The sequence below is a fragment of the Thiorhodovibrio frisius genome (assembly GCF_033954835.1).
Taxonomy (GTDB): domain Bacteria; phylum Pseudomonadota; class Gammaproteobacteria; order Chromatiales; family Chromatiaceae; genus Thiorhodovibrio; species Thiorhodovibrio frisius.
Window position 1 is genome coordinate 504185 of the sequence record NZ_CP121471.1, and the last position, 14057, is coordinate 518241.

The following is a 14057-nucleotide window of genomic DNA, read 5'->3' on the forward strand; positions in this document are numbered from 1 at the left end:
AGGAATCTTGCCATGCTTTGCCTGCGAGGCGCTCCGGCGCTGTCCGAATTCCGCCTGACGAAATTGCGCGAGCGTCTCGTCCAGGCTGGTCTCGAGTCGGTGCGACTCCAGGCCGAGTATCTGCATTTTGTGCAACTCACCGAGTCACACCAAACCGAGTCATACCAAGAGGCCCGGGAGGGCGACGACCGCCGTCTGCAGCGACTACTCGACCCCCATGGCCAGGCTGATCCGGTCGCGCCCGAGGGACTGTTGCTGCTGGTGCTGCCGCGCCCTGGCACGCAAACCCCCTGGTCGACCAAGGCCACAGAGATTGCGCGCAACTGCGGTCTTGCACATATCGGGCGCATTGAGCGGGGCACGGCTTTTTATCTGAGCGCCGATTATGCCATTGATCAGGACGCGCTGGGGATTGCGGCGCGGTTGCTGCATGATCGGATGACGGAAATCGCGGTCTTCACCCAGAGCGCGGCCGCAGCCTTGTTTGAGCAGCCGCAGCCGCGCCCGCTGCGGCGCATCGAACTCCTCAGCGGCGGTCACGAGGCGCTGCGGACAGCCGATGCCGAGCTGGGATTGGCGCTGTCGAGCGACGAAATCGACTATCTGGTTGAGAGCTTTGGCGCGCTCGGGCGCGATCCGAGCGATGTCGAACTGATGATGTTTGCCCAGGCAAACTCCGAGCATTGTCGCCATAAGGTCTTTAATGCCGACTGGATCATTGACGGCGAGGCGCAGGAGCAGACGCTCTTTGCCATGATTCGCAACACCACCCAGTCGGCGCCGCGCGATGTGCTCTCCGCTTACAAGGACAATGCCGCCGTCATCGCCGGCTGGCCGGCGCGCGCTCTGGTGGTTTCGGCCACTGATGGCCGTTATCGCGAGCATGCCGGGCGCCTGGAGATTCTGCTCAAGGTCGAGACCCACAATCACCCCACCGCCATCGCCCCCCATCCGGGCGCGGCCACCGGCTCGGGCGGGGAGATCCGCGATGAGGGCGCCACCGGGCGCGGCGCCAAGCCCAAGGCGGGCTTAAGTGGTTTCGCGGTGTCCAATCTGCGCCTGCCCGGTTTTGAACAACCCTGGGAGCGGGACTGGGGGCGACCGGTGCGCATCGTCTCGGCGCTCGACATCATGCTGGAGGGGCCCATCGGCGCGGCCGCCTTCAACAACGAATTCGGCCGCCCCAATCTGGCCGGCTTCTTCCGCACCTATGAGCAGCAAATTCCTTTGGCCGACGGCGGGTGGGAACTGCGCGGTTACCACAAGCCCATCATGCTCGCCGGTGGTGTTGGCGCAATACGCCCCGGACAGGTGGCCAAGCAGGAATTTGCGCCCGGCACGCCGCTGGTGGTGCTTGGCGGTCCGGCCATGTTAATTGGTCTGGGCGGCGGTGCGGCCTCCAGCATGGCCAGCGGCGCCTCGGCCGAGGAACTGGATTTCGCCTCGGTACAGCGCGCCAATCCGGAGATGCAGCGGCGCTGTCAGGAAGTGATCGACCGCTGCTGGGAGCGCGGCGATTTCAATCCCGTCCTGTTTATTCACGATGTCGGCGCTGGCGGCCTGTCCAATGCCCTGCCGGAACTGGTCAAAGATGGCGGACGCGGCGGCCATTTCGCGCTGCGCACCATCCCCAGCGCCGACCCTGGCCTGTCGCCGATGGAACTCTGGTGCAACGAGGCCCAGGAGCGCTATGTGCTGGCTGTGGCTGCTTCGCTGCTCGATGAATTCGCCGCCATCTGCGCGCGCGAGCGCTGCCCCTATGCCGTGGTCGGCCATGCCAGTGCCGAGCCCGAGCTGCGTCTGAGCGATGTCCACTTCGACGACAGCCCCATCGATATGCCGCTCGGGCTCTTGTTCGGCAAGCCACCCAAGATGACGCGCAATGTCAGCCGCCTGCCAACGCCCGGTCAGCCGTTGGCGCTCGCCGGCATTGGACTGCGCGATGCGCTGGAGCGGGTGCTGCGCCTGCCGACGGTGGCATCCAAGAGCTTTTTGATCACCATCGGTGATCGCAGCGTCACCGGCTTGGTGGCGCGTGATCAGATGGTCGGCCCCTGGCAGGTCCCGGTGGCCGACTGCGCGGTGACCCTCACCGATTACCGGGGCTACACCGGCGAGGCCATGGCCATGGGTGAGCGCCCGCCACTGGCATTGCTCGACGCCGCAGCGGCCGCGCGCATGGCGGTGGGCGAGGCGCTCACCAATCTGGCCTCAGCGGCGGTGGCGGACCTGGGCGATGTCAAGCTTTCCGCCAACTGGATGGCCGCAGTGGGGCACCCGGGCGAGGATGCGCGCCTCTTTGATGCAGTGCGCGCCATCGGGCTGGAGCTTTGCCCGCAGCTTGGCATCGCCATTCCGGTCGGCAAAGACTCCATGAGCATGAAGACCCTGTGGCAGCTGGACGGCTCGGACGGCCCCGAGCAGCGCGCCATGGCCGCGCCCCTGTCGCCCATTATTTCCGCCGTGGCACCGGTAATGGATGCTCGGCGTAGCCTGACTCCCATGCCGCGCGGCGATCAGGGGCCAAGCGAACTGCTGCTAATCGACCTCGGTCGTGGTCAGCATCGCCTCGGCGCCTCGGCACTGGCGCAGGTCTATGAGCAACTGGGCGAGAGGGGGCCGGATGTCGATGATCCGGCGCTGCTGCGCGGCTTTTTCGCCGCTATTCAGCAGCTCAATCAGGAGGGGCTGCTGCTGGCCTATCATGACCGCTCCGACGGTGGCCTGCTGGTGACCCTGTGCGAAATGGCCTTTGCCGGGCGCTGCGGGCTGGACATTGATCTGAGTGATTGGCTGGGGCCGGGAGCGCACGACTCCGAACTCCTGGCCGCGCTCTTTGCCGAGGAACTGGGCGCCGTGGTGCAGGTGCGCGCTGCGGATGTTGGACAGGTGACCGCGCACCTTGTAGCCGCGGGCCTGGCAGCTTGCGTGCAGCGCCTGGGCCGCCCGCGGACCGAGCAAACCCATACCGACCAAAAGGCTTCCGACCAAATCCCTGCTGACCAGTGTGCTGTCGAGCAAGTCATTACCCTGCGCTGTGGCGAGCGCCTGCTCCTGCAAGCCGAGCGTGCCGAGTTGCAGCGCCTGTGGACTGAGACCAGCCACCAGATGCAGCGGCTGCGCGACCATCCCGCCTGCGCTGATGAAGAATTCGCGCGCATCGGCACCGAGGATGCTGGCCTGGGCGCGATCCAGCTGAGTTTCGACCCGGTCGAGGACATTGCCGCGCCCCTGATCAATACCGGCGCCCGCCCGCGCCTGGCCATCCTGCGCGAGCAGGGCGTGAATGGTCAGCTCGAAATGGCCGCGGCTTTTGATCGCGTCGGCTTTGCCTGCGTTGATGTGCACATGTCGGATATTTTAAACGGCCATGTCAGCCTGGCCGATGTTCATGGCCTGGCCGCCTGCGGCGGTTTCTCCTATGGCGATGTGCTCGGCGCCGGTCAGGGTTGGGCACAGACCATTTTGCACAACGCCCGCGCGCGCGATGAATTCGCCGCCTACTTCGCGCGCCCCGAAACCTTTGCCCTTGGAGTGTGCAATGGCTGTCAGATGCTCGCCAGTCTGCACGACCTCATCCCTGGCGCCGCACACTGGCCGCGTTTTGCGCGCAATCGCTCGGAGCAATTTGAAGCGCGTTTGACTCTGGTGGAGGTGATCGAGTCGCCTTCCGTGCTGCTGCGTGGCATGGTCGGCTCGCGCCTGCCCATTGCGGTCGCTCACGGCGAGGGCCGCGCGGTCTTTGCCAGCGCTGAGGAGCAGGGGCAGGCGCGCAAACTGGTCGCGTTGCGCTACGTCGAGCCCGATGGCAATTCATCGGCAACCCAAGGGGCCAGTCGCTACCCCGCCAATCCCAACGGCTCACCAGAAGGGATCACCGCACTAACCAGCGCCGATGGCCGGGTCACTATCATGATGCCGCATCCCGAGCGCCTGTTTCGTGGCGTTCAGCACTCCTGGCATCCGCCCGGCTGGGGCGAAGACGGCCCCTGGCTGCGGCTGTTCCGCAATGCGCGGGTTTGGGTGGGATAGAAGTCAAGCTTGCCGCGCGAAGTCAAGCATGCGCTGAATTGGCGTGACGGCGCGCAGGCGGATGTCTTCCGGGATATGGATTTCCTGATCGCCTCGTTCTAGCACTTGTGCCAGGTTTTGCAGCGCGTTCATCGCCATCCAGGGGCAGTGGGCGCAGCTCTCGCAAGTGGCGCCCTCGCCGGCGGTGGGGGCGGGAATGAGCTTTTTGCCCGGCGCAAGCTGCTGCATTTTCCAGAAAATGCCGGCGTCGGTGGCGACGATGAATTCTTGTTCAGGCCGGTCCACCACGGCGCGGATGAGCTGGGTGGTGGAGCCGATGACATCGGCCTGGTCGACCACCTCATCCGGGGATTCCGGATGCACTAGCACGGCGGCCTTCGGGTGCAGACGGCGCACCCGCTCGAGCGCGAAGCCTTTGAATTCCTCGTGTACCACGCAGGCGCCGTCCCACAAGAGCACATCGGCACCGGTCACGCGCTGCACATAACGGCCAAGGTGTTTATCCGGCGCCCAGAGGATTTTCTCACCCTGGGTATGCAGGTGTTCGACCACCGGCAGGGCGATGCTTGATGTCACCACCCAGTCGGAGCGTGCCTTGACTGCCGCGCTGGTGTTGGCATAGACCACCACCTTGCGGTCTGGATGCGCATCGCAAAAGGCGCTGAAGGCGTCCGCCGGGCAACCCTCGTCGAGCGAACAGGTGGCGGCCAGGTCTGGCATGAGCACACGCTTTTCCGGGTTGAGGATCTTCGCCGTCTCGCCCATGAAGCGCACGCCGCAGACGATGAGCGTCTCGGCGGTGGTCTCGGTGCCGAAGCGGGCCATCTCCAGTGAATCGGCGACCCTGCCACCGCTGTCCTCAGCCAGCGCCTGCAAGTCGCCATCGGTGTAGTAATGGGCAACCAGTACGGCGTTTTGCTGCGCCATCAGGGTGCGGATGTGCGCGATCAGCTCGGCTTTTTCGCCCGCAGCCAGCACCGGCCATTGGGGATGCTCGGGCACTGTGACGGCGGGGTTGCGCGGCGCTTGCGGGCTTAAGTGCGCCAAGCTTTCAGATGGGGCGTTGCTCTGAGTCATCGAAAAACAGGCTCGCTAATGGATCAATGCCATGGGGCCGGGATTCAACTCACGGCGAGGCAGGGCAATTTAAGTGTGCCAGCGGCGAATAAGTCAGAGTGTGGCGGTACAGAGCGGGTTTCGCAATGAATTTGTCCGATCTTGGGGTCGGAGATGAAAGCCGGCGCAGATCGCGAGAGCTACCCAGAATGAATGTGGTGGAAAAATCGACACAACCGCTGTAACCTGCAAGAACACACAATAAGAAAAGGGTTGCTACCACCAGCCACCCAACTTGGAGGAGGTGATGATGAAGGCTTCTGTCTCTCGGCGTCTCCCCGCTGGGCGCAGCGGACGCTCGCAAACTCGCGACCCTCAACCTGATGTCTGCCCCGACCCGCGCTCGCCTTGCCCCATGTTGGCGACGGGCTTCGTGATTATTTCCTTGCTTCTCTTTGTCGAAGTCGCGCTGAGCCTTTCGCAAATGCGGAAATTGCAGGGACGATTGGCGCAGGTTGTGGAGGAATACAACGTCCGCGGGGAACTTGCGCAAGAAATGCACAAAACCTCCCGTGAGCGCGCGATTTTGCTCCACGCCATGATCTCCACCGATGATTCATTCGAGCGCGACGATCTCTATGTTGAATTGCGTGCCCTTGGGTCCCGGTTCCTGACAGCGCGCGAGCAGATTGCGTCCATGGCGCTGGGTGACGATGAACGAGAATTGCTAGATCGGCAAGGTGAGCTTTCCCGCGCTGCCGGCTCTCTGCAGTACCGGGTGATCGACCTGCTTACCGAAGAACGCATTGAGGAAGCCAAGCGCGTGTTGCTGCAGGAGGCTATTCCCGCACAGGATCGCGCCCTGTCTCTGGTGCAGGAATTTGCGAATCTACAGCAGTCCCATAATCAGCAAGCCTTGGCGGCAACATCTGAGGAGTTTCGCCAAGCCGACCGCCTGCTGTTGATCATTGGCGGCGTGACCTTGTTGCTGAGTGCATTGGTTGCCGCATTTGTGCTGCAACGGACCAAGGGCATGATGTCGGCGCTCAGCAGCTCCAATGCCGAACTGCGCGACGCCCGGGAGCGGTTGGAAGAACGGGTGGCCGAGCGTACCGCAGAGCTTCGCCGGCTCAACGAGAAATTGTTGAGCGAAATCAACGAGCGCAGGAGTGCCGAGCGCAAATTGGCCTTCATGGCAACACATGATGACCTCACCAAACTCCCGAACCGCGCGCTCTTTAACGAGCATCTGCAACACGCCATGGCACGCGCGCAACGGGCAAAAACCCGCTTGGCGCTCTTTTTTGTTGACCTCGACGGATTCAAGGGCATCAACGATACCCTGGGTCACGAGGCCGGCGATCAGGTGCTGCGCGAGGTCGCCTCTCGGCTCAAATCCGGGGTGCGCGCGCAAGACCTGGTTGCACGTCTCGGGGGCGACGAGTTCACCCTGCTTCTTGAGGACATCGATCACCCGGCCAATGCGGCAACCCTGGCAGCCAAGGTGATTGAGCTAGTCTCTCGGCCCATCGCATTGGCAGACCAGATGCATGAGGTTGGCGCCAGTATCGGTATCGCCTTTTACCCCGATGATGCAGAAGATCTGGATGCGCTGATCCGCTCTGCAGATGATGCCATGTACGTCGTCAAGCGCGCGGGCAAAGGAGATTATGGTTTCCATCAGACACCGAAACCAGCGCCCGCAATCAGCAACATCCCGTTTCAGTGGTGATCCTGCGTGGCACGGATGACCTCTGCGCCGAGACGTTCTTTGGTGTAGGCCAGCGCGTTACCTGCTAGATCGAGCACGCTGATATCCTGCCAGCCGCGACTCAGGAGCCGGTCGACCAATACCGAGGCACCGCCGCCGACATCCAGAATCCCGCCCTCTGGGTTGTCCTGGAGAGCAAGATCGATCAGCTCCAGCGATGTCTGGGGTTCGATCTGATACCAACTGACCTCAAGCGGCGACTTGTCACGATAAACGCCTTCCCAATGCACCTTGCGGCGCGTTCGGCTCGATGAAACAGGATTTAAATGGTCGTTTTTCGACACCTTGCTGTTCCTCCGTTGCTAACCCGACAGTCGTGATGAACGAGTAAACATATTAGCGATACTTTATATTGGAATATACTAAATAATTGTTTTCACAGTTTTTTTTACTTTCAATTGATCTGGCGCAGTCATTTTCCCGCCAGCGAAACGACAATTATCAATCCCCCTACATATAATAGGGCTACTCGGCACACTCTTCTATCCGCAGGAGCGCTTGACCCTAGCGATACCGCCTATGCCAACTCCAGATACCTTTTACGACCACTTCCGCCGCCATGGCATCAGCCGGCGGACCTTTCTTAACTTCTGCGGTGTGTCAGCAGCCACCCTTGGCCTGGCCCCGAGCATGGCCGGGCGCATCGCCCATGCGATGGAGACCAAGCCGCGCACGCCGGTGATCTGGCTGCATGGGCTGGAGTGCACTTGCTGCTCGGAGTCTTTCATCCGCTCGGCGCATCCGCTGGCGACGGATGTGATCTTGTCGATGATCTCGTTGGACTACGACGACCTGATCATGGCCTCGGCGGGGCATCAGGCCGAAGCCATTCTGGATGACATCCGCACCCGCTATCGCGGTCAGTACATTCTGGCGGTGGAGGGCAATGCGCCCTTTGGGCAGGATGGCATGAGCTGCTTCATCGGTGGGCGGCCTTTCCATGAGCAACTCAAGGAGATGGCGGCGGACTGCTCTGCGGTGGTGGCCTGGGGGTCTTGTGCTTCCTGGGGCTGCGTGCAGGCGGCGCGGCCCAATCCGACTCAGGCGACGCCGGTCGATGAAATTATCCGCGACAAGCCGGTGATCAAGGTACCGGGTTGCCCGCCGATTGCCGAGGTGATGACCGGCATTCTGACTTACATGCTCACCTTTGAGCGGATACCGGAACTTGACCGCCAGGGCCGCCCGAAGATGTTCTACGGCCAGCGCATTCACGATAAATGCTATCGCCGTCCGCATTTCGATGCCGGCCAGTTTGTCGAGTCCTTCGACGACGAGGGCGCACGCAAGGGCTACTGCCTGTACAAAATGGGCTGCAAGGGGCCGACCACCTACAACGCCTGCTCCACGGTGCGCTGGAACAACGGCGTTTCTTTCCCGATCCAGTCCGGGCACGGCTGCATCGGCTGTTCGGAGAAGGACTTTTGGGACAAGGAAGGCTTCTATCAGCATGTGACCGACACCCATGTGTTCGGCGTCGAGGCCAATGCCGACAAGGTCGGGCTGGCGGCGGTCGGCGGCGTGGGCGCAGCCATTGGCGCCCATGCGGCTTACAGCGCCTATCGGCGCGGCAAGCAGAGCGTCGATCAATCGGCGGGTGCGCAGAGCACCGCCACGGCCACTGAAACCGAGTCACAGGACTGAGCAACAGGGAGGTAAACCAAAATGACTGTCACCACACCCAATGGTTTTTCGCTCGACAACAGCGGCCAACGCATCGTTGTCGACCCAGTCACCCGCATCGAGGGCCACCTGCGCGTCGAAGTCAATCTCGATGAGAGCAATGTCATCCGCAATGCGGTCTCCACCGGCACCATGTGGCGCGGGCTGGAGGTCATTCTGCGCGGGCGCGATCCGCGCGACGCCTGGGCCTTTACCGAGCGCATCTGCGGTGTCTGCACCGGCACCCATGCGCTGACTTCGGTGCGCGCGGTCGAGGACGCCCTTGGCATCCCGATCCCCGAAAACGCCAATTCCATCCGCAACCTGATGCAACTGACCCTGCAAGCGCAGGATCATCTGGTGCATTTCTACCATCTGCATGCACTGGACTGGGTGGATGTGGTCTCGGCGCTCAAGGCCGACCCCAAGGCGACCTCCACGCTGGCGCAGTCGATCAGCCCCTGGCCGCTGTCCTCGCCCGGCTATTTCCGCGACATCAAGGCCCGGCTGACCCGCTTTGTCGAATCCGGCCAGCTCGGCCCCTTTATGAACGGCTACTGGGGCAGTCCGGCTTACAAGCTGCCGCCCGAGGCCAATCTGATGGCGGTGGCACATTATCTGGAGGCGCTCGACTTCCAGAAAGAGATCGTCAAGATCCACACCGTCTATGGCGGCAAGAACCCGCACCCGAACTGGCTGGTTGGCGGCATGCCCTGCGCCATCAATGTCGATGGCACCGGTGCCGTCGGCGCGGTGAACATGGAGCGGCTGAATCTGGTCTCATCCATCATCGACCAAACCATCACCTTCATCGATCAGGTCTATCTGCCCGATCTCCAGGCCATCGCCTCCTTCTATAAAGATTGGACCTATGGCGGGGGACTGAGCAGCCAGTCGGTGATGTCCTATGGCGACATCCCGGATCACGCCAACGACGACTCCGACGCCAATCTGTTGCTGCCGCGCGGGGCCATCATCGGCGGTGATCTGAACACCGTCCACCCGGTCGATCTGCGCGACCCGGAGCAGATTCAGGAATTTGTCGATCACTCCTGGTTCCGCTACGCCGACGAGTCCAAGGGACTGCATCCCTGGGATGGCGTGACCGAGCCCAACTTCCAGCTCGGTCCCAACGCCAAGGGCACCAAGACCAACATCCAGGCGGTCGACGAAAACGCCAAGTATTCCTGGATCAAGGCGCCGCGCTGGCGCGGACACGCCATGGAAGTCGGCCCGCTGTCGCGCTGGGTGATCGGCTATGTCCAGGGCCGCCCGGACTTCAAGGAGCCAGTCGACAAACTGCTGACCGATCTGGGCCTGCCGCTGACGGCGCTATTCTCCACACTCGGGCGCACCGCCGCGCGCGGACTCGAAGCCTCCTGGGCCGCGCACAAGATGCGCTACTTCCAGGACAAGCTGGTCGCCAACATCAAGGCCGGCGACACCGCCACCGCCAATACCGACAAATGGGAGCCGCGCTCCTGGCCCAAGCAGGCCAGGGGCGTGGGCACCACCGAGGCCCCACGCGGCGCGCTTGGCCACTGGGTGACCATCGAGAAAGGCAAGATCGACAACTATCAGGCCGTGGTGCCGACCACCTGGAACGGCTCGCCGCGCGACCCCCAAGGCAACATCGGCGCCTATGAAGCGGCGCTTCTCAACACGCCGCTGGCCAAGGCCGAGGAGCCACTGGAGATTCTGCGCACCCTGCACAGTTTCGATCCCTGCCTGGCCTGCTCGACCCATGTGATGAGTCCCGACGGCTCCCCGCTTACCGAAATCCGCGTGCGCTGACCATGAGGGAGGAACCTGTCATGCATCCATCCCTGCCCACCACGCGCCAGACGGCCGTGTATGTCTACCAAGCGCCACTGCGCGCCTGGCACTGGATCAACGCGGCCTCCATCACCGTGCTGGCCATCACCGGCTGGTTCATCGCCAATCCGCCGCCAAGCTTAAGCGGCGAGGCCAGCGCTCACTTCCAGATGGGCTATATCCGCTTCTTTCATTTCGCGGCGGCCTATGTCTTTGCAGTTGGCTTTCTATTCCGCCTCTACTGGGCCTTTGTCGGCAACAGCTACGCCCGCCAGCTCTTTACCTTGCCCTTCTGGCGCCGCGCATTTTGGGCCGAGCTGGTGCACGAGGTGCGCTGGTACGCCTTCCAGGAGTCGGAACCGCGCAAATATGTCGGCCACAATCCGCTCGCACATCTGTTCATGGTCGTCATCATCACCGTCGGCGGCCTAGTAATGATTTTCACCGGCTTCGCGCTCTACTCGGAACAAACTGGCCTCGGCAGCTGGCAGGACAAGCTCTTCGGCTGGGTCATTCCGCTGGTCGGTCAAAGCCAGGACGTGCGCATGTGGCACCACTGGGGCATGTGGGTATTGGTCGTCTTCGTCATGCTGCATGTCTACACCGCCGTGCGCGAGGATGTGATGTCGCGCCAAAGCCTGATCAGCACCATGATCAGCGGCTGGCGGATGTTCAAGGATGATCGGCCATGACGCCTGACGCACCCCACAACGACCGCGTGCTAATCCTCGGCATCGGCAATATTTTATGGGCCGATGAAGGCTTCGGCGTGCGCTGTGTCGAGACCCTGGGCGCCCGCCACAGCTTCGATGATCGGGTGCGGCTGCTCGACGGCGGCACCCAGGGCATCTATCTGGTCAACCAGCTTGAGGATGTCGATCATCTGATCATCTTCGACGCCATCGACTACGGCCTGCCGCCGGGGTCGCTCAAAATCGTCCGTGATCGGGAAGTGCCCCAGTTTCTCGGTGCCAAGAAAATGAGCCTGCATCAGGTCGGCTTTCAGGAGGTGCTGGCCATGGCTGATCTGCTCGGCCAGCTCCCGGCCAATCTGCTGCTGATCGGCGTGCAGCCCGAACAACTCGATGACTATGGCGGCAGCCTCAGCCCCGCCGTCAAGTCCATGATCGAACCCGCGCTGAGCGAGGCACTTGGCTATCTGGCAGACTCTGGCATTCATCCGCTTGAGAACCATTTGGCCAGTGCCGAGATCATGGACGCACATCCGCACGCGGCGCTGCGTCTCGGCGACTACGAACATGGACGCCCGTCGCAGGCAGCCGCCTGGCGTCATGGCGATGCGCGTTTCTTGACTCCTTCTGTGTGAATCCTTGCCACGGCGACCGCGATGACCCGCAATCCGCAAACACCCCTAAACCTGGATATTGCCGACTGCCCGCAAGCCATTGAGATGCTCGAACGGGTGCGCACCGGGCTTGAGCAAGGCATCGCCGGGCAGAGCACCGAGCCCTTATCGCTGCAATCGCTGAGCGATGACGCCCGGGCACTGGTGTTGGAAGCGCTCGGCGAGGGGGAGATTCGCGCCGAGTTGGATGCCCACAAGGGACACCCTCAGGCCATCCTTTACGAAACTCAGCTTACCGGCGTTTGGCGCTGGCAGTTGCTGGATCAGGCAGCGCAAGTGCTGGAGGATTCGCTGGAAGCCGGCGACTGCCCGCAACTCATGCGCCACCGCCCCTTTCATGCGGCCAGAGCCCGCATTGGCCGGCCGCAGGATTCTGCCGATAATCTGATGGATGGGGTTGCGGTGCTCGCCGAGCTTGAGGCTCATCTCGAGCAGCATTTTGACGCCGAGCCAGAGGGCCAGCGCGAAACGACAGTGCGGAACACCAGCGCCACCAGCCCGGCTGCACCATACCGGCTTAACCTGAGCATGATGCCGCAAAGCCCCGCCGCGCTGGAGCTGATCGATCAGCGTCTAGGTCGCGGGCCAGCCCGGATGACCAACAGCGGCTATGGTTCCTGCCAGATCGAAGCCACCTCGGTGCGCTGCATCTGGCGCCTCAAGCATTTCGACGACTCCGGCCGCCTGCTGCTCGACAGCCTGGAAATTTGCCTGGTGCCAACCGCCGTGCTTGCCACGGCCGAGGATCTCGCCGACAGCCACGCACGACTCGGCGAGTTGCTCGCGACCATCGATAGCGGCGCCTGCTAAATCGCAGGCGGTGATGGCGCTTACCTCGCGAAAACCACGTCCGTTGGATCGCAGCGTCAAGCATTTGCGCGACACTCGCCTTATCATTAACACCCAGGGCATCGTGAATGGCGCGCATCCTAGCGAGCTTGCAGATGCTCAAGCACCCGCTCTGCCAGTGTCTTGGCATTGGTCAGCTGGTCGGCCTCGGCGGTGGCGCTGGCAGAGAGGATGAAATGGTATGGTCCCTGGAAGACCGCCAACTGGCCGATAGAGGTGCCGAAATCCTGCCATCCGGCGCGCTCCCCAATACCTTCGACTGGCGCCAAGGCGCCTTTGCTCCCCAGCTCGGCAATCAGCCCTGCCTCATAGTCGGCATAGGCCTGCGGAGCCCCCTCTGAACCATGGTGGGGCCTGAGCAAAAGACCCGCCGAACGGGTTTGGCTCCCAGCCTCTCCGCTGTAGTTGCACGTGGCGACCCAGAAATCGTCTTTCCCACTGCTGCGTGTCTGTGGCTCGCCTACCGCGGTCCCGAGAACTGTCTCCACGTCCGCTGCGGTCAGCAGGGTGCAGGCGTCGATTGCGCCAGCGGAGGCCACTGCGGCTGTCTTGTCGCCGCAACCGGCAGCGAGCAGGCAGGTTGCGACGATCAAGGTCGCCAGCGACAGTCCGCCGAAAGATGGGTGGGGGCATGAATGCTGGCGTGTCGCCATGGTTGCGCTCCTTGGGGCATTGTCGTCCTGGGAAAGGTATATCTTACAGCGATCCGGGGAGCTAGAGACAACGCACGGAAAATCAGGGCTGGGGATCATTCTCGCGCTCACGCTGGGGCTGATGGTCCCGCTCGGCATGGTCAGCCAACTCATTCATGAACGCGCCGCGCGCCAAGATGCCGTGGTCAATGAAATCGCCGCCAGTTCCGCCGGGGCGCAGCGGCTGATCGGCCCCATTCTGGTTTTGCCCTACCAGGAGGAGTACGCAGAGGACTACTGGGAGAAGGAAACCATCGACGGCGAGCTCAAGCGCGTGTGCCGCACCCGCCAGGTTCGCCTCGACGGCCGCGCCCTGATCATGCCAGCCACTGACCAGATGCAGTTCGACGGCACCACCTCGGTTGTCGGCTTGACTGGTATGCGCTGGAGAAAGGCGTCGCTTGAGCCAGGGTAGGGCGATGTGACAGGGATGTCGGTTCCAGGTCACGCGGCCTTGGGGCTGCATGACGGAAAAACAGCTGAAAGTGCTAAGTCGTCTATACTATGGTGACGTGAATGTGAACACCAAAGCATTAGACGCCGCGCTAGACGTTTGCGAGCCGCACCTCCAGCTCAAAGGTTGCCGCAGGCCACTCGGCGCCGTGCACCGGAGCGAGAACGACGCCAGGGCGGTAAGTTGTCGGTCTAGTTCCCGTGACTGGTTAAAGATTTGTCTACTGGATGCTGTTTTGGGCACTTCGGTGCGCGAAAACCATTTGATCGACGTGGCGGCGGATCGGCGTGCTAGGCAGATTCTATGCTATCGGGGCTAGGCAGAATCTGTCTAGCACACCTGACCCACATTCTGTCTAGT

The 14057-nt window shown here is 62.5% G+C and carries 11 protein-coding genes; 8 read left to right on the forward strand and 3 right to left on the reverse strand.

Annotation, left to right across the window (positions count from 1 at the left end; translation table 11 throughout):
- Positions 1–12: 12 nt before the first annotated feature.
- Entirely contained in the window at positions 13–4032 is a 4020-nt protein-coding gene (gene purL / locus Thiofri_RS02625; protein WP_009149958.1) for a phosphoribosylformylglycinamidine synthase, read from the forward strand.
- Positions 4033–4035: 3 nt separating this feature from the next.
- Here the strand turns inward: purL and nadA are convergent, their stop codons facing one another.
- Positions 4036–5109: a quinolinate synthase NadA gene (gene nadA, locus Thiofri_RS02630; protein WP_009149956.1), complete on the reverse strand. Its 1074-nt coding sequence runs from the start codon at positions 5107–5109 to the stop codon at positions 4036–4038.
- A 412-nt stretch (positions 5110–5521) separates the two neighbouring features.
- Here nadA and Thiofri_RS02635 point away from each other — a divergent pair, with 412 nt between their 5' ends.
- Positions 5522–6820: a diguanylate cyclase domain-containing protein gene (locus Thiofri_RS02635; protein ID WP_190275832.1), complete on the forward strand. Its 1299-nt coding sequence runs from the start codon at positions 5522–5524 to the stop codon at positions 6818–6820.
- On the opposite strand, the gene Thiofri_RS02640 is transcribed toward Thiofri_RS02635, so the two are convergent.
- A complete protein-coding gene (locus Thiofri_RS02640; RefSeq protein WP_009149952.1) occupies positions 6811–7143 on the reverse strand; it encodes an SAM-dependent methyltransferase in 333 nt (110 codons plus the stop codon). The genes Thiofri_RS02635 and Thiofri_RS02640 overlap by 10 nt on opposite strands.
- Before the next feature lie 235 nt (positions 7144–7378).
- Here Thiofri_RS02640 and Thiofri_RS02645 point away from each other — a divergent pair, with 235 nt between their 5' ends.
- Genes Thiofri_RS02645 through Thiofri_RS02665 form a run of 5 tightly spaced genes read left to right on the forward strand, consistent with a single transcriptional unit; the run spans position 7379 to position 12512 of the window.
- A complete protein-coding gene (locus Thiofri_RS02645; protein WP_009149951.1) occupies positions 7379–8503 on the forward strand; it encodes a hydrogenase small subunit in 1125 nt (374 codons plus the stop codon).
- Positions 8504–8524: 21 nt separating this feature from the next.
- Entirely contained in the window at positions 8525–10315 is a 1791-nt protein-coding gene (locus tag Thiofri_RS02650) for a nickel-dependent hydrogenase large subunit (RefSeq protein ID WP_009149949.1), read from the forward strand.
- A gap of 20 nt (positions 10316–10335) precedes the next feature.
- On the forward strand, positions 10336–11028 hold the full coding sequence (gene cybH / locus Thiofri_RS02655; protein WP_009149947.1) for a Ni/Fe-hydrogenase, b-type cytochrome subunit: 693 nt from the start codon (positions 10336–10338) through the stop codon (positions 11026–11028).
- Positions 11025–11663 (forward strand): HyaD/HybD family hydrogenase maturation endopeptidase, encoded by a 639-nt coding sequence (locus tag Thiofri_RS02660; RefSeq protein ID WP_009149945.1) that lies wholly within the window; start codon positions 11025–11027, stop codon positions 11661–11663. Before cybH ends, Thiofri_RS02660 begins: the two co-directional genes overlap by 4 nt.
- 21 nt (positions 11664–11684) lie before the next feature.
- Entirely contained in the window at positions 11685–12512 is an 828-nt protein-coding gene (locus Thiofri_RS02665; protein WP_009149943.1) for a HupH hydrogenase expression protein, read from the forward strand.
- A 119-nt stretch (positions 12513–12631) separates the two neighbouring features.
- Here Thiofri_RS02665 and Thiofri_RS02670 read toward each other — a convergent pair whose 3' ends face one another.
- Positions 12632–13204, reverse strand: coding sequence for a hypothetical protein (locus Thiofri_RS02670; protein WP_009149941.1), 573 nt, complete (start codon positions 13202–13204; stop codon positions 12632–12634).
- Between Thiofri_RS02670 and Thiofri_RS02675 the strand changes: the two genes are divergently transcribed.
- The gene (locus Thiofri_RS02675; RefSeq protein ID WP_223296787.1) at positions 13203–13658 is read left to right on the forward strand and encodes an inner membrane CreD family protein; all 456 of its coding nucleotides are present in this window, start codon (positions 13203–13205) and stop codon (positions 13656–13658) included. The genes Thiofri_RS02670 and Thiofri_RS02675 overlap by 2 nt on opposite strands.
- Positions 13659–14057 lie beyond the last annotated feature (399 nt).